Annotated in this window: 24 protein-coding genes; 21 read left to right on the forward strand and 3 right to left on the reverse strand. The window is 45.8% G+C overall.

Annotated features, from left to right (window positions below; translation table 11 throughout):
- The first annotated feature begins 178 nt into the window (after nucleotides 1-178).
- From N288_RS10040 to N288_RS10100, 13 genes are all read left to right on the forward strand, one after another.
- Nucleotides 179-943: a Nif3-like dinuclear metal center hexameric protein gene (locus N288_RS10040; protein ID WP_009791033.1), complete on the forward strand. Its 765-nt coding sequence runs from the start codon at nucleotides 179-181 to the stop codon at nucleotides 941-943.
- Between the two features lie 108 nt (nucleotides 944-1,051).
- Entirely contained in the window at nucleotides 1,052-2,002 is a 951-nt protein-coding gene (locus N288_RS10045) for an aldo/keto reductase family protein (RefSeq protein ID WP_022543771.1), read from the forward strand.
- 354 nt (nucleotides 2,003-2,356) lie between these two features.
- On the forward strand, nucleotides 2,357-3,793 hold the full coding sequence (uxaC, locus tag N288_RS10050) for a glucuronate isomerase (protein WP_009791035.1): 1,437 nt from the start codon (nucleotides 2,357-2,359) through the stop codon (nucleotides 3,791-3,793).
- Between the two features lie 93 nt (nucleotides 3,794-3,886).
- Nucleotides 3,887-4,882 carry a LacI family DNA-binding transcriptional regulator gene (locus N288_RS10055; protein WP_022543772.1) on the forward strand — a complete coding sequence of 332 codons (996 nt, stop codon included), beginning with the start codon at nucleotides 3,887-3,889 and terminating at the stop codon, nucleotides 4,880-4,882.
- A 72-nt stretch (nucleotides 4,883-4,954) separates the two neighbouring features.
- A complete protein-coding gene (locus tag N288_RS10060; protein ID WP_009791037.1) occupies nucleotides 4,955-6,418 on the forward strand; it encodes a tagaturonate reductase in 1,464 nt (487 codons plus the stop codon).
- Nucleotides 6,415-7,908, forward strand: coding sequence for a UxaA family hydrolase (locus tag N288_RS10065; protein ID WP_009791038.1), 1,494 nt, complete (start codon nucleotides 6,415-6,417; stop codon nucleotides 7,906-7,908). Before N288_RS10060 ends, N288_RS10065 begins: the two co-directional genes overlap by 4 nt.
- Before the next feature lie 38 nt (nucleotides 7,909-7,946).
- Entirely contained in the window at nucleotides 7,947-8,603 is a 657-nt protein-coding gene (locus tag N288_RS10070; RefSeq protein ID WP_022543773.1) for a bifunctional 4-hydroxy-2-oxoglutarate aldolase/2-dehydro-3-deoxy-phosphogluconate aldolase, read from the forward strand.
- Nucleotides 8,600-9,613 carry a sugar kinase gene (locus N288_RS10075; protein WP_009791041.1) on the forward strand — a complete coding sequence of 338 codons (1,014 nt, stop codon included), beginning with the start codon at nucleotides 8,600-8,602 and terminating at the stop codon, nucleotides 9,611-9,613. The genes N288_RS10070 and N288_RS10075 overlap by 4 nt, the downstream gene beginning before the upstream one ends.
- 28 nt (nucleotides 9,614-9,641) lie before the next feature.
- A complete protein-coding gene (gene kduI / locus N288_RS10080) occupies nucleotides 9,642-10,472 on the forward strand; it encodes a 5-dehydro-4-deoxy-D-glucuronate isomerase (RefSeq protein WP_009791042.1) in 831 nt (276 codons plus the stop codon).
- 27 nt (nucleotides 10,473-10,499) lie between these two features.
- Entirely contained in the window at nucleotides 10,500-11,282 is a 783-nt protein-coding gene (gene kduD / locus N288_RS10085; RefSeq protein ID WP_022543774.1) for a 2-dehydro-3-deoxy-D-gluconate 5-dehydrogenase KduD, read from the forward strand.
- A gap of 58 nt (nucleotides 11,283-11,340) precedes the next feature.
- Nucleotides 11,341-12,201, forward strand: coding sequence for a sugar phosphate isomerase/epimerase family protein (locus N288_RS10090; protein ID WP_009791044.1), 861 nt, complete (start codon nucleotides 11,341-11,343; stop codon nucleotides 12,199-12,201).
- Between the two features lie 226 nt (nucleotides 12,202-12,427).
- The gene (locus N288_RS10095; protein WP_022543775.1) at nucleotides 12,428-13,438 is read left to right on the forward strand and encodes a VanW family protein; all 1,011 of its coding nucleotides are present in this window, start codon (nucleotides 12,428-12,430) and stop codon (nucleotides 13,436-13,438) included.
- A gap of 341 nt (nucleotides 13,439-13,779) precedes the next feature.
- A complete protein-coding gene (locus N288_RS10100) occupies nucleotides 13,780-14,085 on the forward strand; it encodes a YkvR family protein (RefSeq protein WP_009791047.1) in 306 nt (101 codons plus the stop codon).
- A 54-nt stretch (nucleotides 14,086-14,139) separates the two neighbouring features.
- Here N288_RS10100 and N288_RS10105 read toward each other — a convergent pair whose 3' ends face one another.
- Both N288_RS10105 and N288_RS10110 read right to left on the reverse strand, forming a co-directional pair.
- The gene (locus N288_RS10105) at nucleotides 14,140-14,382 is read right to left on the reverse strand and encodes a hypothetical protein (RefSeq protein ID WP_022543776.1); all 243 of its coding nucleotides are present in this window, start codon (nucleotides 14,380-14,382) and stop codon (nucleotides 14,140-14,142) included.
- 321 nt (nucleotides 14,383-14,703) lie between these two features.
- Nucleotides 14,704-14,997, reverse strand: coding sequence for a phage holin family protein (locus tag N288_RS10110; protein ID WP_371931605.1), 294 nt, complete (start codon nucleotides 14,995-14,997; stop codon nucleotides 14,704-14,706).
- Nucleotides 14,998-15,201: 204 nt separating this feature from the next.
- Between N288_RS10110 and N288_RS10115 the strand changes: the two genes are divergently transcribed.
- The 8 genes from N288_RS10115 (at nucleotide 15,202) to N288_RS10150 (ending at nucleotide 20,225) form a co-directional block, all read left to right on the forward strand.
- Nucleotides 15,202-16,947, forward strand: a complete 1,746-nt coding sequence (locus tag N288_RS10115) for a carbon starvation CstA family protein (RefSeq protein WP_009791052.1) — start codon at nucleotides 15,202-15,204, stop codon at nucleotides 16,945-16,947.
- A 55-nt stretch (nucleotides 16,948-17,002) separates the two neighbouring features.
- The gene (locus N288_RS10120; RefSeq protein ID WP_009791053.1) at nucleotides 17,003-17,266 is read left to right on the forward strand and encodes a cory-CC-star protein; all 264 of its coding nucleotides are present in this window, start codon (nucleotides 17,003-17,005) and stop codon (nucleotides 17,264-17,266) included.
- A gap of 10 nt (nucleotides 17,267-17,276) precedes the next feature.
- Complete coding sequence (locus tag N288_RS10125) at nucleotides 17,277-18,230, forward strand: ArsA family ATPase (RefSeq protein ID WP_022543778.1); 954 nt, start codon at nucleotides 17,277-17,279, stop codon at nucleotides 18,228-18,230.
- Nucleotides 18,231-18,326: 96 nt separating this feature from the next.
- Nucleotides 18,327-18,620 (forward strand): DUF3817 domain-containing protein, encoded by a 294-nt coding sequence (locus N288_RS10130; RefSeq protein ID WP_022543779.1) that lies wholly within the window; start codon nucleotides 18,327-18,329, stop codon nucleotides 18,618-18,620.
- A gap of 477 nt (nucleotides 18,621-19,097) precedes the next feature.
- A complete protein-coding gene (locus tag N288_RS10135) occupies nucleotides 19,098-19,316 on the forward strand; it encodes a DUF1659 domain-containing protein (RefSeq protein ID WP_009791056.1) in 219 nt (72 codons plus the stop codon).
- A gap of 30 nt (nucleotides 19,317-19,346) precedes the next feature.
- Nucleotides 19,347-19,565 (forward strand): DUF2922 domain-containing protein, encoded by a 219-nt coding sequence (locus N288_RS10140; protein ID WP_022543780.1) that lies wholly within the window; start codon nucleotides 19,347-19,349, stop codon nucleotides 19,563-19,565.
- Nucleotides 19,566-19,656: 91 nt separating this feature from the next.
- Entirely contained in the window at nucleotides 19,657-19,824 is a 168-nt protein-coding gene (locus N288_RS10145; RefSeq protein WP_022543781.1) for a YvrJ family protein, read from the forward strand.
- A 200-nt stretch (nucleotides 19,825-20,024) separates the two neighbouring features.
- The gene (locus N288_RS10150) at nucleotides 20,025-20,225 is read left to right on the forward strand and encodes a cold-shock protein (protein WP_009791059.1); all 201 of its coding nucleotides are present in this window, start codon (nucleotides 20,025-20,027) and stop codon (nucleotides 20,223-20,225) included.
- Nucleotides 20,226-20,294: 69 nt separating this feature from the next.
- Here the strand turns inward: N288_RS10150 and N288_RS25105 are convergent, their stop codons facing one another.
- A complete protein-coding gene (locus N288_RS25105; protein WP_009791060.1) occupies nucleotides 20,295-20,447 on the reverse strand; it encodes a hypothetical protein in 153 nt (50 codons plus the stop codon).
- Nucleotides 20,448-20,574: the final 127 nt, after the last annotated feature.

Raw genomic sequence — 20,574 nt, forward strand, 5'->3', positions numbered from 1 at the left:
TTTTCCTTTTATTGTGGTGAATGCTCCTATTTATAAGCTCCATTCTAAGACGCATAGATATAAGACTGTCATTTAGGCAGTAAGGTATAATTGAAGCCCAGGGTAATGGGATACTTGAAATTTCTAATAATACTGTAAAGGTTTGTGTTAAAATGTGAAAAAAACGAGGTGGATAAAATTGGATATCGACCAGTTTACTTTGACTATAGAAGAATTATTCGGCAAAGAGCTTTTAGAAACGTTTGAAGACGATTATGGCTTCACGAACAGCACAGATAAGGAAATCAGAACCGTTGGCTATGCTACGAATCTATCTTTGGAAACCATCGAACATGCCGTCCGGAGTCAGGTTGATTTAATTATCACCCATCATGACGCCTGGGATTTCATTTACGGGCTTAATGAAGAATGCAGGAACAAATTGCAAAAGCATGAGATCAGCCACTTCTGGATTCATGGTCCCCTGGATTATATCCGTTTTGGGACATGTACCTCATTAATGGAGAAAATCGGCATTGACGAGATCATCCAATATTCTATTTTTGATAATGGCGGCATTCCGGGCATCGGTGAATTCAAGGAGCCTTTAGGTTTTGAGGAATTGGCATTTAAGCTCAGCCGCCTATTGAATGAACCGGTGAGACGCTGGAGAAATAACGGCAAAGAAGTCAAGAGGGTGGGGATCATGACAGGAGCCGGCCATTCTACCGATTACCTGAAGCTTGCTCTTGATGGCGGGTGCGATACTTATATTACTGGCGAAGCTTCTTTATATACCATTCAATACGCACAATTTTCCGGAATGAATCTGCTTGTAGGCAGCCATACCTTCACAGAAATTTTTGGGGTAAAGACTCTTGCGGGGAAAGTGAAGCAGAGGCATCCGGAAATCAAAGTTATGAAGCTGGAAGAATCACATTTTGAGCTCAATCCTATAAGATGAAAGATCTTCTGAGCATCTAAAAAGAAAATTTTCTTTAAGGGTGATAGACTAAAATACATAGAGTTTTCAAAAAACTCTATCAATACATAAATAAAGGAGCTAATGATCATGGAATACCGGCGTCTTGGAAATACCGGCCTTAAGGTCAGCGAGATCAGCCTCGGCAGCTGGCTCACCTATGGAGGGTATGTAGAGGAGCAGAAGGCATCATCTTCTATAGATAAAGCATATGAGCTCGGCATCAATTTTTTTGATACGGCGAATGTGTATATGCGCGGAGAGGCAGAAAAGGTCGTTGGAAAAACACTTGCCAAATATGACAGGAGTTCCTATGTTCTTGCAACGAAGGTTTTTGGCAAGATGGGGGACGGGCCCAATGATTCAGGGCTTTCGCGCAAGCATATCATGGAGCAGGCGGATGCAAGCCTGAAGCGGCTCGGGCTTGATTATATCGACATTTATTATTGCCACCGATTTCACCCGGAAACCCCTCTTGAAGAAACCCTGCGAGCTCTTGATGATCTGATCAGGCAAGGAAAGATCTTGTATGCAGGTGTAAGCGAATGGACGGCAGAGCAGATGACCGAAGCTGTTCATCTTGCAGATAAAAGGCTTTGGGACCGGATTGTTGTAAACCAGCCGAATTACAGCATGCTGCATCGGAACATTGAAAAAGAAATCATACCTGTCAGCGAAAAGCATGGAATCGGCCAGGTTGTGTTCTCGCCGCTTGCCCAAGGCGTGCTGACAGGCAAATATAAAAAAGGGGAAGCACCTCCAGAAGGAAGCCGTGCCTCTCAAAAGGACCTGGGCACTCTTTACGGCGTCCTGAACGATCGTAATCTTGAAAAAGCAGAGAGCCTGGAAAAGATTGCGCAGCAAGAGGATCTTACCTTATCCCAGCTCGCCCTTGCCTGGATCCTCAGACAGCCAAACGTAGCAAGCGCCCTTGTCGGGGCAAGCCGCCCTGAGCAGCTTGAGGAAAATGTAAAGGCATCAGGAGTAAAGCTGAAAGAAGACAGCCTCCAGCAGATTGAAGAAATTCTTACTGCAGAATAAGGCAATTATTATAGCTGTTGTTCTGCTATTTAAATTTATGGGGGTTCCGGGGATAAATCTTACCGGGACTCTTTATTTTTTTGGCTGTGTGAGTGTACCTTGTTGATTTTGGGCTACAACAATGTTTAACAAAGCCATTTTTAAAAAAAGTGCTTTTGCTTTCCAGGCAACAAACTAAACAAACAATTTAAATGACTGTTTACCAGTACAAAGTATCTTTTTAACTAAGGAAAGGAGCTGGTCAGAATAAAAAAATGTTAACGTTAACAAAAGTCGTTTACAGAACTTTCTAAATTTGTTAGACTGAATTTATAGAAAATTGTTAACGTTAACAAATAACGGAGGGTGATTCATATGGAAAAGTTTATGGGCGAGAATTTTCTCCTGAAAAATGAAACGGCTGCATTTTTGTATCATGAGGAAGCAAAGGATTTGCCGATCATCGATTACCATTGTCACATCAGCCCAAAGGAAATTTATGAAAATAAAAAGTTCAAAAATATTACAGAAGCCTGGCTGTATGGGGACCATTATAAATGGAGAGTAATGCGAGCGAATGGGATCAATGAAAAGTACATAACCGGTGATGCAGACGATTATGATAAATTCCTTGCCTGGGCGAGGACAGTGCCGATGACAATAGGAAATCCGCTGTACAATTGGACTCACCTGGAGCTTCAGCGCTTTTTTGGCATCTATGACATCTTAAATGAAAAGTCTGCACCAGACATTTGGCATAAGGTCAATAAGCAGCTCGCAACAGATGATTTCAGAGTACGGGAGATCATCAGGAAATCAAATGTCCGGGTCATCTGCACAACCGACGATCCGGCCGATTCGCTTGAATATCACAAGCTTCTTTCAAAGGAGGAAGACTTTCCGGTACTGGTCGTACCAGGTTTCAGGCCTGATAAAGGTCTGGAAATCAACCGCCATGGCTACAAAGAATGGATTGAACGGCTTGAGGCAGCGAGCGGGATTACGGTTGACAGCTATTCAAGCCTTCTTGAAGCATTGGATTCAAGAGTCCATTTCTTCCACTCCCTCGGCGGCCGGGTTTCTGACCATGCGCTTGATCAGGTTGTATATGAAGAAGCAGCATTTGAAGAGGTTTCACAAATTTTTGCTAAAAAGCTTTCGGGTGGCACTGTATCCGAGAAAGAGGAAAAGCAGTATAAAACCTATACGCTTATTCATCTGGGCAAGCTTTATGCCAGCCTGGGATGGGCTATGCAATACCATATGAATGCCCACCGCAATAATAATACGAAGATGTTCCAGACCCTTGGCCCTGATACTGGCTACGACTCTATTAATGATGACAAGATTGCAAAGCCGCTCGTCAGTCTGCTTGATTCTTTAGATCAGGCAGGAGGGCTGCCAAAAACGATCCTGTATTCTCTGAATCCGGGTGACAACCATATTCTTGCCAGCATCATCAACAGCTTCCAGGACGGCAGCATACCGGGGAAAATTCAATTTGGGACTGCCTGGTGGTTCAATGATACGAGGGATGGGATGCTCGATCAGATGAAAGCCTTGGCAAATATGGGGCTCTTCAGCAGGTTCATCGGAATGCTTACCGATTCAAGAAGCTTCCTTTCATACACCAGGCATGAATATTTCCGCAGGGTTGTCTGCAGTCTGATCGGTGAATGGGTCGAAAATGGTGAAATTCCAAATGACAAGGAACTGCTCAGCCGGATTATCAAAGGGATCTCCTATTATAATGCGGAAGAATATTTTCAATTCCAGGAGGCTGAAAAACAGCACGCAGCTGCTGTTAAATAAGCCGTAATCATGTCCCGGCTTGGAGCCGGCGGGCAGGGCAGGTTATAATAAAAGGATAAATAGCATTGATTGGTTAAAAAGGAAGGTTTATATATGGTAACAATTAAAGATATTGCAAGAATAGCCAATGTATCGCATACAACGGTATCGCGTGCATTAAACAACAGTCCTATGATCAAAGAGCCGACAAAGAGGAAAATTCTCGAAATTGCTGCCCAGCTTAACTATTCGCCGAATGTAAACGCCAAGAGCCTGGTTATGCAGAAATCGCATACAATCGGTCTGTTCCTGACAAGCTTTATAACTGGGACTTCGGCCAGCTTTCTTGCGGATACAATCAAGGGAGTTAACGGAGCTATTTCACAGGATTATAATCTGTTCATTCGAGGGATCGATGATTATCAGGATTTTACAAGCATCAACAGGCAGCGGTTTGATGGAATCATTCTTATGAGCCAAAGTGTCCGCGATAATCCTTTTATCTACCATGTGCTGCAAAAGGAGATCCCCCTTATTGTACTGAACAGGGATATAGAAGAAGAAAGTGTATATAATATATGCTCTAATGATGCAGAAGGCTCCAAACAGGCAGTGGAATACCTTATTGAAAACGGCCATAGGGATATTGCAATTATTGAAGGAACTTCAAGTTTCAAATCCTCCCAAATGCGCAAGGACGGCTATTTGCAGGCATTGATAGATCACGGGATATCCCTGAAAAGCAGTTATGCAGTGAAAGGCAATTATGATATGGAAAGCGGCTTTCTGGCCATGGAGCAGCTTTTATCCCTTAAGGACCCGCCGACTGCCGTTTTCTGCTCTAATGATGATATGGCGATTGGTGCCATGAACTGTGCATTTGAAAAAGGTCTGAAAGTGCCTGATGATCTATCTGTTATCGGCTTTGATGATATCGGTTATTCACAATACACGACTCCACCGCTATCCACCGTGAAAAGGCCTGTAGAGCAAATCAGCCTGCTGGGTGCGAAAAAAATGCTCACTCTTGTTCAAGGAGGGCTTGAGGCGGAAAAAATATTTGTTAACACTGAGCTCATCATTAGAAGCTCTGTGAAAAGGATTAGCTAGCACAGCCCGAAGCCAGCGGGCTCCTGGTAAAAATGTTAACGTGTGCATGATTGAATATAAGGGAGGAAGGATATGGAGCGCCTAAGCAGTAAAACACATGCCAAAAGGATATTCCCTGAAAGAATCCTTCAATTTGGCGAAGGGAACTTTTTAAGGGGTTTCGCAGACTGGCAGATTCAAATTTTAAATGAGAAAAAAGGGTTCAATGGAAGTTGCGTTGTCGTACAGCCCCGAGGGTCCAGTAAAATTGAACGGCTTAACCGGCAGGATGGGCTGTACACCCTTTATCTTGAAGGGCTGAAGGAAGGGATCCCTGTAAAGGAACATATGGTGATCGATTCAATCAGCAGGGGAATCAATCTTCAAACAGATTATGAGGAATTTATCAGGCTTGCCGGACAGAAGGAGCTCAGATTCATCATCAGCAATGCAACCGAGGCTGGAATGGTCTTTGATCCCGATGACAGGCTGGAAGACCGTCCGCAGAAGGGGTTTACCGGAAAGCTGGCAGGTTTTTTATACCATCGTTACCTGGCCTTTAAGGGCGATGAAAAATATGGTTGCATCATCCTTCCGTGTGAATTGGTTGAAGAAAATGGCGGAAAATTGAAGGGAATTATTCTCCAATACGCAGATTCATGGAATCTTAGCGAGGATTTCAAATGCTGGATTGATCATGCCAATGTGTTCTGCTCAACACTGGTGGACCGGATTGTCCCGGGTTTTCCGAAGGATAGCCTGGAGGAGAAAACAGAAGAGCTTGGTTATGAAGACGAACTCCTTGTAACAGGGGAGCATTATCATCTCTGGGCTATAGAGGGGCCGTCCTGGCTAAAAGATGAGCTGCCTGCTGAAGGGACTGGACTGAATCTTGTCATCACTGATGACATCACTCCTTTTCGTACAAGGAAAGTAAGGATATTAAACGGTGCTCATACGGCAATGACGCCCCTGGCACTCCTTTCCGGGCTTGAAACAGTTGAAGAATCTGTGAAACATCCTGAGGTGGGGCTTTTTATAAAAAAGCTGATCGAAGAGGAAATCCTTCCGGCACTTGATGGGGACAGAAAAGAGCTGGAGCAGTATGCAGAAGAGGTAATGAACCGTTTTGCCAACCCTTATATCAAGCATTACCTAAAGAGCATTTCCTTGAATTCAGTGTCGAAATTTTCTGCCAGAAATCTGCCGGCTCTGCTTGATTATATAAAAGAAGAAGGAAAACTGCCGGCAAAAATCGTCTTTTCCTTATGCTGCCTATTGTATCTATACAAGAAAATGGATGTGGAAGACAGCAGTACGGTACTCGAAATCCTTCTATCGGAGTGGAAAAGCTTTGAGAAAAAGCAGATTGGGATAGAGCAGCTGTCCGCTAACCTTTTGAAAGAACAAAAGCTTTTGGGCAGGGATCTCACCGGGATTGCAGGCCTTAAGGAAGCAGTGGCTGGATATCTCAGGGAAATAGAAGAAACAGGCATTGAGAAAGCGCTTCAGCGCGTAATTGACAAGCCTGTCCTGGCTAGGGGGGAACTAGAATGAGAGATTTTCTTAAAATCAATCCGGCAGACAATATTATTCTCGCACTAAAAGATCTGAAAGCTGGCGCTGAATTAACAGTGGATGGCCAATCCATCATTTTGCGCGAGGATATCCTCCGCGGGCACAAAATTGCAGCAGCCGGGATTAATGAGAATGAAAATATCGTAAAGTACGGCTATCCGATCGGGCATGCAACAGCAGTCATCCTTCCGGGAGAGCTTGTCCATACTCATAATACGAAAACGAATCTATCTGGCCAGGAGGAATATAGCTATTCTCCGGCTTTTACAGATAGCCCTTTCCGTAATGAGCAAAGAACCTTCAAGGGCTACCGGCGCAAAAACGGCAAAGCCGGTATCCGCAATGAATTGTGGATTGTCCCGACGGTCGGCTGTGTGAATGGAATTGCTGAAAAAATCATCAGCCGCTTTGAAAAGCATACCGGCGGCCAAAATCCATTTGATCAAGCCCTGGTTCTTAAGCACAGCTATGGCTGCTCCCAGCTGGGGGATGATCATGAAAATACGAAGCAAATCCTTCTTGATGCGGTCCATCACCCCAATGCAGGCGGCGTGCTCGTTTTAGGTCTTGGCTGTGAGAACAATGAGATGGAGGAATTCAGGAAATCTCTGGGAACAGTGGATGAAAGCCGGGTTAAATTCCTCGTATCCCAGGAAGTTTCAGATGAGATTGAAGCTGGATTTCACCTTGTGAAAGAAATCTATGAAGCAGCCAAGGATGATAAAAGAGAGGATGTTCCGCTCTCTGAATTGAACATCGGCCTGAAGTGCGGGGGATCTGACGGGTTCTCGGGCATAACCGCAAACCCTCTGCTCGGCCGCTTTTCTGATTATCTGATCGCCCAGGGCGGTACGACCGTATTGACTGAAGTGCCGGAAATGTTTGGTGCAGAGACCATCCTTATGGAAAGGGCGGAAAACGAAGAGGTTTTTGAAAAGGTGGTCAGCCTGATCAATGATTTTAAAGGCTATTTCCTTGAACATAAGCAGCCTGTCTATGAGAATCCATCACCAGGCAATAAAGCGGGAGGGATCACCACTCTTGAGGATAAGTCTCTTGGCTGCACCCAGAAAGCCGGAACCTCCAAGGTGGTTGATGTCCTGCCATACGGCGGTACTCTCCGTAAAAAAGGGCTGAACCTTCTCAGCGCGCCAGGGAATGATCTGATTGCTTCCACTGCACTGGCCGCAGCAGGCTGCCATATTGTCCTGTTCACGACAGGCAGGGGAACCCCGTTCGGAACTTTTGTACCGACGATGAAAATCTCGACCAATACCCAGCTTTATGAAACAAAGCCCCATTGGATCGATTTCAATGCAGGCACACTCCTTGAAGAAGAAATTTCCGCAGATGAGGTACTGCAGCAGTTCACAAACTATATCATCAGTGTGGCAAGCGGGGAATTGGTCAATAACGAGAAAAACGATTTCAGGGAAATTTCGATTTTTAAGAGCGGAGTCACTTTATAGGCGGGACATGCAGATCAATTTCTGCCGGGGAGGCAATTATGAAGAAGCTGAACATATTGAATCGATTGATTGATTCCGGAGTGGTAGCGGTTGTCAGGGCCGACTCAAGGGAAGAGGCCGTTAAAATCTCAGAAGCCTGTGTAAAGGGTGGAATTGCCGGGATTGAAATCACTTTTACCATTGATGGAGCTGAAGCTGTTTTAAAGGAATTGTCGGGATATTTTGCAGATGACTCGCGTGCCGTTCTGGGGGCCGGAACTGTCCTGGATGCGGCGACAGCGAGGATTGCCATTCTCGCCGGCGCTGAATTCATCGTCAGTCCTGCCTTTGACAGAGAGACTGCTAAACTGTGCAACCTTTATCAGGTGCCCTATATGCCCGGCTGCATGACGATCACAGAAATGAAGGAAGCGCTGGAATACGGGGCAGATATTATCAAGCTATTCCCTGGCAATGCCTTTGGGCCGGACTTCATTAAAGCGGTCAAGTCACCGCTTCCTCAGGCTAATATCATGCCGACCGGTGGAGTCAGCCTGGAAAATGCGGGGGAATGGATCAGAAACGGCTGTGTGGCAGTAGGGGTTGGCGGGAACCTGGCGGCGCCTGCCAAAACAGGAAACTATGAAAAAATTACCGAAATGTCTGCAGAATATATAAAAATTGTCAAAGAAGCAAGGAAAGAGGGGCTGCAATGATGAAGATTGTTACGCTGGGAGAGATTATGCTGCGATTTTCAACAGAAGATGGCGTAAGGCTTTCCCAGGCAGCAGGTCTTACCGTCCACTATGGCGGTGCAGAAGCCAATGTGGCCGTCTCTATGGCCAACTTTGGCTATGAATCATTTTTTGCAGGCAAGGTGCCTGACAATCCTCTAGGCCAAGGGGCAGAAAGGCATTTAAAAGCAAATGGCGTCCGGACAGACTTCCTTTTAAAAGGCGGAGACCGCCTCGGCACCTACTATTTGGAATCAGGGACAGGGGAACGAAGCGCCAAGGTCACCTATGACCGCAAGCATTCGAGCTTCTCAGAACTGGTGCCTGAAGAAGTAGACTTGGACGGCATGCTGCGCGAAGCTACACTTTTTCATGTAAGCGGAATCACACTTGCCCTATCTCCTGAGCTCAGGGAGCTTGCACTCCTCGCTTTCAAGAAAGCTAAGGAATATGGAGTGCTGACAAGCCTTGACTTCAATTACCGCGGAAAGCTCTGGAGCCAGTCAGAAGCCGGGGAAGCCTTAAAGAAACTGCTTCCATATGCAGACATCTGTTCATGCGGGGAATTGGACAGCATCCATCTCTTGGGGATGGAACCTGCAGATAGCTCTCTTTCACAAACGGAAAGGGTGCAAACCTATTATCGTAAACTGGCTGCTTCATATCCCGGCATCCGGTATATCTGCTCTACCTTCCGGAAAATCAAATCAGCCACAAGCAATACGCTTCAGGGTAATCTGTACACTGGAAGCCGGCTTTTTCAGTCTAAAGTCCACCATATAGAGCCTATCGTGGACAGGGTTGGCGGAGGAGATGCCTTTATGGCCGGGATTCTTGCTGGTGTGCTGGAAGGGTGGGATTCTCAGATGACGGCAGATTTCGCAACAGCGGCTTCAGCCCTTAAACACACAGTCCATGGAGACAGCAATTCATTTACAAAGGAAGAAGTGTTAGCTTTGGCGGGAAGTGAACCAGGAAAAATACTCCGCTGAAAATAATGATTGAAAAGGAGAATGCACAATGGAAACACGCTATGCGATTCATCCCGAGGATATGAAAAAGTATACGACCGATGATTTAAGAAGAGAGTTCCTGGTGGAAACACTGTTTGAATCAGGGCAGGTCCGCCTGACATATACACATAATGACCGGATGATCTTTGGCGGTGTTACACCTTCCGAGAATGAACTGACCATCAAGCTTGACAAGGAATTGGGCGTCGATTATTTCCTGGAGCGGCGTGAGCTCGGCATCATCAATATTGGCGGGGACGGCACGGTCATCCTTGATGGCACAGAATATGATATGCGGGCCAGGGACGGATTATATGTTGGAAAAGGGACCAGGGAAGTGCTTTTCCGTTCCAAAAATGCCGCACAGCCAGCCAAATTCTATATCAACTCCACCCCTGCCCATCACCAGTATCCGACGGTCAAAATTGATATCAATGAAATCAAGCCGCTGGAAATGGGTGGGCCGGGCACCTTGAATGAGCGGAAAATCTATCAGTATGTCCATCCAAATGTCTGTGAGAGCTGCCAGCTGCAGATGGGCTTAACGATGCTGTCTGCGGGAAGCGTCTGGAATACGATGCCGTGCCATACCCATGAGCGGAGAATGGAGGTATATCTCTATTTCGATATGGAGGAAGATACCCGTGTGTTCCACTTCATGGGAAGGCCTGATGAAACAAGGCATCTTGTTATGAAGAACGAACAGGCTGCCATCTCCCCGAGCTGGTCCATCCATACCGGCACGGCAACAAGCAATTATACCTTCATCTGGGGAATGTGCGGAGAGAATATCACTTATACCGATATGGACCATGTCAAAATGGAAGAATTGCGATAAGAGACTGATAGAAACGGAGGATTTCGTATGACAGAGGCACTAAGTTCTTTTTCAATGGATATGTTCAGCCTTGCCGGCAAGACTGCAATCGTAACAGGCGGAAACAAAGGCCTTGGCCAGGCATATGCGGCAGCGCTTGCCAAGGCAGGGGCCGACCTGTTTGTCATTTCCAGAAGCGGCGATTGGCAGGAAACTGAAAAATTAATAGAAGAAACAGGGCAGAAGGCGGTATTCTTCCAGGCAGACCTTAGCAATCGAACAAAGATTAAAGAAGCAGTAGACGCCTGTCTGAATGAATACGGAAAAATTGATATCCTTGTCAATAATGCAGGTACGATCCGCCGTGCCCCGCTTCTTGAGTATAAAGAAGAAGACTGGGATGCTGTATTGGAAGTTAATTTGAATTCACTTTATCTGCTCAGCCAGGAGGCAGCAAAAGTAATGGCTGAACAGAAATCCGGGAAAATCATTAATATTGCGAGCATGCTGTCTTTCCAGGGAGGAAAATTCGTCCCTTCCTATACGGCAAGCAAGCATGCAGTGGCAGGTCTGACAAAGGCGTTTGCAAATGAGCTGGCAGAATCCAATATCCAGGTAAACGCGATTGCACCTGGCTATATTGCGACAGATAATACAGCTGCAATCAGGTCTGATGAAAAGAGGAATGCAGAAATTCTTTCACGGATTCCTGCAGGGAAATGGGGGCAGGCTGCCGACCTGATGGGGGCCGTTGTGTTCCTGGCAAGTGACGCTTCCAGCTATATGAACGGACATCTTTTAGCGGTGGATGGAGGCTGGCTCGTACGATAAGAGAATATATGAAAGAAGCCGTACAAGAGTGCGGCTTTCTTATTAGGAGGAGACTAAGATGAACCTTGGAATCAGAGCCCACGATATTGAAAAAGATTCATTGGAAGAGCTGGCAGAAGAAATTGGCCGCAAGGGGTTTTCATGTATTCAGCTTGCTCTGGGAAAATCCCTTCCTGCTCTTTATCCATCACCGGGAACCCTTTCGCCGGGTCTTTCCCGTTACATCGGAAAGACATTCGGAGATGCCGGCGTCCAAATTGCTGTACTTGGCTGTTATGTTAATCTCATTCACCCAGACCTGTCAGAGAGGCGAAAAGGACTGGAGAAATTTAAAGAGCATATCCGGTATGCAAGGGATTTTGGCTGCAGCATCGTCGGTACCGAGACTGGAAGTGTTCTTCCTGAAATGGGCTATAGTGAAAGAAATTTTGAGGAAAAGCCCTTTTTAGACGCAGTGGAAAGTGTTGCCGAGCTCGCCCTTGAAGCTGAAAGATTCGGTGTAATTGTCGGTGTAGAAGCAGGGGTGAATCATCCAGTCCACTCAGCTGATAGGCTCAAACGCCTCTTGGACCTTGTAGATTCAAATAATGTCCAGGTCATATTTGATCCCGCTAACCTCATTACGGTTGAAAACTATCATAGGCAGGATGAGCTTTTAGCAGAAGCTATTGAACTTCTTGGGGAAAAAATCGCCATTTTCCATGCAAAAGACTTCGTTGTCGAAGAGGACCAGGTGAAGATCGTTCCGGCAGGACAGGGCCTGTTAAACTATAGCCTGATCTCAAAGCTGCTTAAAGATCGAAAGCCGTATATCCAGGTTCTCATGGAAGGAACAAAAGAACCGGATATTGAAGGATGTGCTGACTATTTAAGAATGAAATTCAGCAGCAGAAGCATTGGAAAAGGACTCTTAAGGTAAAAATGGTCACTTCCTCCGGGGAGTGTTTTTCGTTCAGCCAAACTGCTTCCTTTCATTCCCAACTCCCCTAATTCTTTATAAAGAATCCATTTTATTGTAAAATAGTAGATAGTTCCTAGCTTCACCGGGAATACCTTCAATATTGAAGAATAAGATGATAAGCGGAAGCTGTTTTTAGGATAGAAGTTTGTGGTTTTTGGAAATAAAAAACAGGGTTGGGGGACTCATGACAAAAAGCAGAAGATGGATGGCAGCTTTGTTGATTGGCAGTTTGGCAGTTTTGGGCGGGTGTGCGGACCAGGCATCCAAAGAGGAGAACCTAAAGGAAAAAGTGAATGAACCCGAAAGCCAGCTTCAGAAGGAGAAAGAAAAGCAGGAACAGGAAAAACTGGCTGAAGAAGCAAAAGAACCGGTAGTGGTCCAGGTGATAGATCCGAACACGAAAGCAATCATTAAGACGTTTAAACCCGAGGAAATGGGCTATGAAAATGATCTGGAAAAGTATAAGCAGCAAATCAGCCAATGGGCGAAGGGCCTGGCAAGAGGGACAGATGCAAGTCCCGGCTATGACAAAAGGATGTTCCCTGACCGGATCGATGCGAACGGTGGGATTGTAAAAGGGAATCCAAGGACGATCCTCGAGGAAGCGGAGCTGACCGCAAAGGTGATTGAGGCTTCTGCTGAGGGGGGAAATGTTGAACTGCCGCTCATCGTTTCCGAAAGCGGCTATAAGCCGGAGGACGCTGCCCATTTAAGCGAAGTGGTGGTTGCCTCTTATACAACCAAGTTTAATAGTTCTGTAGCAGGAAGGACTAAGAATATCGAGTTGTCTGCCCAGGCAATTCAAAATGTGATTGTGGGCGTCGACGATTATTTCTCCTTTAACACAACAGTAGGGCCAAGCGATGAGGCACATGGCTATCAGCCGGCTCAGGAGGCTATCAATGGAAAGCTGGTCATGGGCATAGGCGGCGGAATCTGCCAGACTTCGTCAACCCTCTTTAATGCAGTCGATCAGGTGGGGGTAGACTATGTAGAGAAGCACCATCATTCTGTTACGGTCGGTTATGTGCCCGTCGGCAGGGATGCCACTGTTTCCTACGGCGGCAAGGATTTCCGATTTCAGAATAAAGCCGGGGCCCCGTTCCTGCTGAAAACTGTCATGGCAAACGGACAGCTGACCGTTGAGGTCCGGACCTCCAAGCAGTATGCAGATGTCATTAAGAAGAGAACTTAATTATTTCTATAAATTGGATGTTATCTCTTCCGAAAATCGGGTAATTATGTAGTAACAATTCACCGAAGAGAGGGATTCATCCATGAAAATCATTGAAAAACTTTGGGACAATATGATAAAAAGCGACTGGACTTACCTGATAGATGAAGAAGAACATATGAATACGCCAGAAGAAGACGAATGAGAAAGAGCTTCCCCTTTGGAGCTCTTTTTTTTTAGGAAATCAAGTTGTTTGAATTCCTGTAAATAAAGGTGTACGATTCATTTAACCAAGAATTCTTACATAAAATAAGCCAATCTTGTCCGTTTCAAGATGAATAAGAAAAAGGAGGAATTCGTTCATGGCCAAGCAGGTAATCCTGAATGGGAACCGGATTGATGTATACAACTATAAAGAGGAAACAGTGGCTGAAAAAGGGGAGCAGGCCATTCATCTCTCTTTTGACTTCAAAGTGAGCCATCAGGAATATCATGATATCACTACCCTGTTATATGATCTGTATTTTGATGTATCGGTGCCTGAGGATGCATTGGAGTTTCGGGGAATGATCGATAAATATTATACCTCTTTAACGAATCTGTACGAGGAAGATGCTGTCGGGGAATTCCACCTGGAGCTGAAGGAAACAGACGGGGAAGAGGACTGAAAACAAAAAGCGGGAATCAGAGCGCTGCAGCCTGTTTCCCTTCTTCTTGCCTGATTATTGCGGAGTATTGTCCTGGTCGTATTTTAAATGCAATAGGATTTCATCTTCAAGAAGGGATAATGCCATCCTTACAGCCTTCAGCCGGCAATTTGAAAACTCCTGGACGGTAATTTGCCGGATCTGTTCCCTGGCCATGGCAACATACCCTTCCTCTCCATCTTTCGTGTTCCCTGCAGGGTATATGGATATTTCTATCTGCCTGTCCGGGTTATTGATGAATAAACCTCTCCATTCCATAGCATCACCTCTTATGTCTCTACGGTGCTCTTCCATTTTTACCCCCATTTCTCTAATTATAAGCCGTTTTGCTGAATAACAACCGAAAATTGATGAAAACGTTGAGATGATTTGTCCACACTTTTTCCGAAGGATTGAAATATATTGTTAGGGAAGATCTCCTCCGTATATTTCAGTATCTGCTGCTGCAGGTGCTGAGCTGCCGTCTTTATAGACGGGCACCATGAAAGCTGAATGCTTTTATGGTGTTTTTTTTGAAATCAAAAGAGCAGCATGTCTCCGGTATTCACTGATCATATCTAAAAAACAGCAAGCCTCCCCTTAGTCTTTATGCTTGTCTTTTTTCCTGTTTGCAGGTTTGCCGAGAAATGACTGCTTGTACATTTGATGTCCAAGCACAGCGACCCCTGCAGCAATAACGCCGTTCAGGATCCCGTTGATGGAAAAGCCAAAGGCAAACGCCCCAAAGCCGACTGACAGCAGCAAAAGAATCCAGATGATGGTCCAGTCAGGAACCCAGGGTGTGTGCTTCAAAGCCAATCCAATGACCCATAGCGCCGGCACAAGCATGATATATTTCTGGTTCAGAAATTGAAGCAAGTCCAAAATAGCCACCTCCTTCATGGTATGCGAATGCCGGTAAGATATGCTGCTAATGGTACATCCTATGCCTGCTGTGATTTTTTGCCTGTTTTATTGCCGTATGCCGTAAGCATCAATAATGAGTGAATCTATAAAAATATTCGGAATATATTGACTATAAGAAGGCGCTTTCATTATGATGTAATTGATACCAGGTGATAAAAGGAGGTTATAGAATTGAATTCGATTTGGCTGGCTGTTATCGGCATGCTTGTTTTTGCGGCAGGCTACAGGTATTACTCAAAATGGGTGGCAGAAAAGATTTACAGACTTGATCCCAACTATGTCACTCCTGCTCATCAATACCAGGATGGGGTTGACTTTGTGCCCACCAATAAATTTGTCCTTTGGGGCCATCATTTTACATCAGTTGCAGGGGCTGCCCCGATTGTGGGACCAGCTATTGCAGTATATTGGGGGTGGCTGCCTGCCTTTTTGTGGGTCATTCTCGGGACTGTTTTTGCAGCAGGAATCCACGATTTCGGCACACTCGTACTCTCTGTCCGGAATAAAGGGCAGTCAATTGGAACCATCACAAGCAAATTGATAGGCAAAAGAGCAAAAATGATGTTCTTATTCATTATCTTAATTTTAGTCCTTATGGTGAATGCTGTATTTGCCTGGGTTATTTCAAACCTTTTCATCCAGTTTCCTGCGAGCGTCCTGCCAGTGTTCATCGAAATACCCCTCGCCATCTGGATCGGGTATGCCGTATACAAGCGGAAAAAAGAAATGCTTATTCCCTCCATCATTGCCCTCGTTGTCATGTACGGAACCGCCGTACTTGCGAGCATGGTGCCTGCCCTGCAGATCGATTTGCCGAAATACTTTGGCGGAGCGGAAGCTGAGGTCCTTTTTGGCCTTGACGGCGTTGCCATGTCATTTTTTATCTGGATCGTCATTTTAATGGTGTATTGCTATATCGCTTCGATTCTCCCGGTATGGAAGCTGCTGCAGCCTCGGGACTATATCAACTCCCATCAGCTTGTCGTCGGCCTTGTCATCATGTATGCGGGACTTGTATTCCTGCAGCCGAAGGTGACAGCACCTGCTGTTAATGCGAGCGCTGCGGACCCTTCCTGGCTGCCGCTATTATTCATCACGATTGCCTGCGGTGCGATTTCAGGCTTTCACGGGCTAGTTTCCTCCGGTACTTCTTCCAAGCAGCTTGATAAAGAAACGGATGCCAGGTTTGTAGGCTACCTTGGGGCAGTAGGGGAAGGGGCACTTGCCTTAATCTCCATCATCGCTGTCATTACCTTATTCGCCTCACAGGGTGACTTCACGGCTGCTTACAGCAGCTTTGCCGCTGCAAGCTCAGGAGGGCTCGGGTCATTCATCAATGGAGCGGCCCAGCTGGCAACCGGCGTCTGGATCCCTGCTGATATTGCAAAGACGATTGTTTCTGTCATTGTCGTCAGTTTTGCTGCGACAACGCTTGATACATCAGTCCGGCTGATGCGCTATATCATTGCGGAAATAGGCGAAGAATACAATTTCAAGCCGCTCACAAAAGCCCATGTCGCCACATCGGCAGCTGTTGTTGCAAGTGCAGCGCTGGTGCTGCTTCCTAAGGGTCCGAATGGATTTGGTTCTGGCGGGTATCTGCTATGGCCGCTCTTCGGAACAAGCAATCAGCTTCTGGCAGGAGTCAGCCTTTTGCTGATCAGCATCTGGCTGAAGCGCCAGGGCAGGAATTTCCTCGTTACTTTTATACCGATGGTTTTTGTATTCATTATGACTCTGTGGGCGATGATCAAGCAGGTTGTATTTGACTGGTCAGGATTAGGTACAGCAGACGCCAATATGCTTCTGTTTATTTTGGGAGGGCTGATACTTGTGTTTGTTTTCTGGATCATCCTGGAAGCATTTGCAGCTTTCAGGAGGGATGCCCCGCCAGCAGACACAACCCATCATTTCTAAAGCCTGGCCGGCATTGCCGGCCATTGCTTTTTCTGACTGAGAGGAGGCGAAAGTGATGGACTTGCTGTCACAGCTGAAAAAGGCTGCTGCTTTTTATGATGAGGTGCTAAGGCTCCCGCATCGGGCCGAAATTGTGAGGGAGCTCAGGGATGAAGAGGATTTATTCATTCTTTTATGCTTCTCGGAAATGGCAGGGCTGCCCAATCCAGCTTTTTATTACACGCTGGAGCTTTATCCGCATATCATCGAGAAATTCCATGAGTGGCATCTCCGGATGGGGATGGAAAAGTCTCCGCTTGACGGAATCCGCTGCTGCTGAAAAGGAGGCTATGAAACTGATACTGGATAAAAAGGTTTATTTTGTCGGAGGAAAAGGGGGAGTAGGGAAAAGCACCTGTTCTGCGGCGCTTGCCCTGCTGCTTTCAGAAAAAGGAAAAAAAGTTCTTCTCGTTTCAACGGATCCTGCCCATAATACTGGGGACCTGTTCCATCTTAAGCCGGGTCAGGGTATCATGAATGTCAGCCAGAACCTCGATATTCTTGAAATTAATTCTGAGAGAGAAGCTAAAAGATATATTGAAGAGGTAAAAGGCAATCTCAAAGGCTTGGTCAAAGCGTCTATGGCTGAAGAGGTATACCGCCAGATCGATTTGGCCGCATCTTCTCCAGGCGCCGATGAAGCGGCCGTATTCGACCGGATCACTTCCCTGCTGCTTGATGAAATGGCCGCCTACGATACCATTGTGTTTGATACTGCCCCGACAGGACATACAATCCGGCTGCTGACACTTCCTGAGCTGATGAGTGCCTGGATAGACGGGCTGCTTCAAAGAAGAAAGAAAAATAACGATAACTTCGCCCAATGGATGAATGACGGGGAACCAGTTGAGGATCCCATATACGAAAAGCTTCTCAGCCGCAAAAATAAGTTTGCCAAAGTGCGGGAAATCCTCTTGGACAGCCAGTCTGCAGCCTGCCTGTTCGTCCTGAATGCCGAGCGTCTCCCGATCCTCGAAACAGAAAAAGCGGTTAGGGTCCTGGCTGGCCATGGACTTCATACGGAGGCAGTCATAGTCAATAAAGTGATACCGGAAGAAGCAGACGGCCGTTTCATGAAGATGAGAAGAGAAAATGAAAATCAGCATCTTAATGAGATCAGCAAGGTGTTCTCTGCTATGAAGAATATCCATATTCCCCTGTTTCATCATGATATATCAGAGCCTGCTCATCTAGGCGTGTTTGCCAGGCATTTAAGCTCCGAACTGGTGAAAAGCATAGAATAACAGGAGTGGTTCAAGAGCCACTGGATTTTTTGTAAGCAAGCCTATATGATAGCAATGAAAGGGCTTTGACCTTGATTGGAAAGGGGAGGATTGACCATGAACACACCGATAGGACGCTTTCGCATCATGGGGTTTCTTGAGGGAGGCTCGCTGCTGGTCCTGCTGTTCATCGCGATGCCTTTGAAGTATTTTGCCGGATTTCCGGAGGCGGTTACTGTAGTAGGTTCCCTGCATGGATTTTTGTTTGTTACATACCTGTTCATCATCGCCTATGTGACCTTTAAGGTCCGCTGGTCCTTTATATGGGTCGCAAGTGCATTGGCTGTAGCTTTTATCCCATTCGGCAATTTCGTTTTGGATTCTAGGCTGAGAAAATCGAGATTTGCCTGAAAAGCCGGTTTCCCGGCTTTTTTTGTTTTGAAATTTTTAAATTGTAAGTCCTATGGATAATGATCAGTGCTTGATCAACCTACAGCAGCTTCAATACATTGAAGTAATAGTTATATTTATTAAAGGGGGCTGCTGATTTGCGTTCCAGGCACTTCGCTTTCCGCGGGGCGGCGCTGAGCCTCCTCGTCGTACCTCCTGCGGGGTCTCAGCTCTGCCGCTGCAATCCCGCAGGAGTCTACGTGCCTTCCACTCCAATCAGCAGGGCTTCTAGAATTCGATAGCGTTCCCTCATAGCTTATATTTTTTTAGATTCGCAGACAAATTCATTTTCTTCGACGGCTTACCCCGCCATTACGCCTGCCCCTTGAAACTCTCTTTCACACACATCCCAGATAACCCTTTTTGAAAAATTTATCATCACCCATGTCCTTTTCGCCGGCAAATCTATATATAGAAGGTGAAAGGAGGTGATGCACGATGGCACAAACAGTTGCAGCAGCTACCAGCCTTCGAATCTACTTCGAAACAGGAATGAACGAAAAAGGCGATCCGATTTACAAGTCCAAGACATTGTCCAATGTAAAAAACTCAGCTACCGCTGACCAGCTTCACCAGGCAGCCCAGGCGTTCGGATCTCTAAGCGAACATCCTGTCAACTCTGTTCAAAGAAACGACACCTTTGATGTAATCGCCTAATAAAAATGAATCGGGAAAGGAGGTGAGATGATGGCTAAAACACTGGAAATCCAATTTCTCACTGAAAACGGCAAAACCGCATCCCTGACAGTAGATTCACCAAAAGAACCAATCGATACGGCCGCCGTGAAGCAGGCAATGGAAGAGCTGATCGCAGCTGACATTTTTGCAGGGCCCAGCGGAAAGCTGGTTTCTGTCAAAGGAGCCAGAGTAATTGACCGCAATGTAACTGACTATGAACTAGTGTAATAGAAGCAGGGCCGGTGCCGTCATGGGCCGGCCTCTTTCTTTATTAGAACTCTTTGAAGAAGAGACCAAAATCCTTAGGAGGAGGAATAGTATGGACCAATTAATTCCATTAATCAGCGATGTAGGATTCCCGATTGTTGTCACTTTGTATCTGCTTCACCGGATTGAGGCGAAGCTGGATTCAGTGGTGCAATCCATACAGAATCTGCCCGGCAGTTTAAAGGAAAAAGCCAGGCATGACAGTGCTTCCGGCCTATAATGAAACAGGTGCCAATCCTTGACAGTAAATTGGAATAATGCTACATTTAAATCAGCCGTTCTGCACCGTGATAGATTTGCAAAGCTGCTTGTTCCAGAGGTTAATACTTGCTTGGAGAAGTGAAGATTCGTAAAAGCTATATGCGCTGTAAATGGTGAATTAACACATGGCTGAAGCTGGCCATTAGGAGGATTTTTCTTATGAAAAACGGTAAAGTAAAATGGTTTAATGCAGAAAAAGGTTTTGGTTTCATCGAAGCTGAAGACGGAAACGATGTATTCGTTCACTATTCTGCTATCCAATCAGAAGGTTTTAAATCCCTGGAAGAAGGCCAAGAAGTTTCTTTCGAAGTTGTTGAAGGAGCTCGCGGACCTCAAGCGGCTAACGTTACTAAACTATAATTAGAAATACCATATATCGCAGTTCAGCCTCCGCGGCTGGACTGTTTTTTTATTTAAAAAGCAGGGGCTTCAAGCGGCGCGGCCTTCATCCATATTGGCAAATGCCCTGCAGATCAGAAGGATATCTTTATAAATAGCCTTTTTGACCGGCTTTACATTGCAGCGGCAGTATTCATTCAATAACTCTTTCAATTCATTTAAAAAAATCATTTGTTCTGTCATTTTTTCTCTGCCTCCATTTTAGTCTTATATTACTACTACTATATACCCATCATGAGCCATTTGAAACCTGCCTAAGTAAATTCAGTCTTTTCTGGAAAAATTTCCTCAGTGAGAAAGTGCGTTTTCT

The sequence above is a fragment of the Bacillus infantis NRRL B-14911 genome (assembly GCF_000473245.1).
GTDB lineage: Bacteria > Bacillota > Bacilli > Bacillales > Cytobacillaceae > Bacillus_AB > Bacillus_AB infantis.

Excerpts from the sequence above, each read along its gene's own strand:
- N288_RS10045 (WP_022543771.1), top strand. The coding sequence starts at position 1,052 with ATGGAATACCGGCGTCTTGGAAATACCGGCCTTAAGGTCAGCGAGATC.
- uxaC (WP_009791035.1), top strand. The coding sequence starts at position 2,357 with ATGGAAAAGTTTATGGGCGAGAATTTTCTCCTGAAAAATGAAACGGCT.
- N288_RS10055 (WP_022543772.1), top strand. The coding sequence starts at position 3,887 with ATGGTAACAATTAAAGATATTGCAAGAATAGCCAATGTATCGCATACA.
- N288_RS10060 (WP_009791037.1), top strand. The coding sequence starts at position 4,955 with ATGGAGCGCCTAAGCAGTAAAACACATGCCAAAAGGATATTCCCTGAA.
- N288_RS10065 (WP_009791038.1), top strand. The coding sequence starts at position 6,415 with ATGAGAGATTTTCTTAAAATCAATCCGGCAGACAATATTATTCTCGCA.
- N288_RS10070 (WP_022543773.1), top strand. The coding sequence starts at position 7,947 with ATGAAGAAGCTGAACATATTGAATCGATTGATTGATTCCGGAGTGGTA.
- N288_RS10075 (WP_009791041.1), top strand. The coding sequence starts at position 8,600 with ATGATGAAGATTGTTACGCTGGGAGAGATTATGCTGCGATTTTCAACA.
- kduI (WP_009791042.1), top strand. The coding sequence starts at position 9,642 with ATGGAAACACGCTATGCGATTCATCCCGAGGATATGAAAAAGTATACG.
- kduD (WP_022543774.1), top strand. The coding sequence starts at position 10,500 with ATGACAGAGGCACTAAGTTCTTTTTCAATGGATATGTTCAGCCTTGCC.
- N288_RS10090 (WP_009791044.1), top strand. The coding sequence starts at position 11,341 with ATGAACCTTGGAATCAGAGCCCACGATATTGAAAAAGATTCATTGGAA.
- N288_RS10095 (WP_022543775.1), top strand. The coding sequence starts at position 12,428 with ATGACAAAAAGCAGAAGATGGATGGCAGCTTTGTTGATTGGCAGTTTG.
- N288_RS10100 (WP_009791047.1), top strand. The coding sequence starts at position 13,780 with ATGGCCAAGCAGGTAATCCTGAATGGGAACCGGATTGATGTATACAAC.
- N288_RS10105 (WP_022543776.1), bottom strand. The coding sequence starts at position 14,382 with ATGGAATGGAGAGGTTTATTCATCAATAACCCGGACAGGCAGATAGAA.
- N288_RS10120 (WP_009791053.1), top strand. The coding sequence starts at position 17,003 with ATGGACTTGCTGTCACAGCTGAAAAAGGCTGCTGCTTTTTATGATGAG.
- N288_RS10125 (WP_022543778.1), top strand. The coding sequence starts at position 17,277 with ATGAAACTGATACTGGATAAAAAGGTTTATTTTGTCGGAGGAAAAGGG.
- N288_RS10130 (WP_022543779.1), top strand. The coding sequence starts at position 18,327 with ATGAACACACCGATAGGACGCTTTCGCATCATGGGGTTTCTTGAGGGA.
- N288_RS10135 (WP_009791056.1), top strand. The coding sequence starts at position 19,098 with ATGGCACAAACAGTTGCAGCAGCTACCAGCCTTCGAATCTACTTCGAA.
- N288_RS10140 (WP_022543780.1), top strand. The coding sequence starts at position 19,347 with ATGGCTAAAACACTGGAAATCCAATTTCTCACTGAAAACGGCAAAACC.
- N288_RS10145 (WP_022543781.1), top strand. The coding sequence starts at position 19,657 with ATGGACCAATTAATTCCATTAATCAGCGATGTAGGATTCCCGATTGTT.
- N288_RS10150 (WP_009791059.1), top strand. The coding sequence starts at position 20,025 with ATGAAAAACGGTAAAGTAAAATGGTTTAATGCAGAAAAAGGTTTTGGT.
- N288_RS25105 (WP_009791060.1), bottom strand. The coding sequence starts at position 20,447 with ATGACAGAACAAATGATTTTTTTAAATGAATTGAAAGAGTTATTGAAT.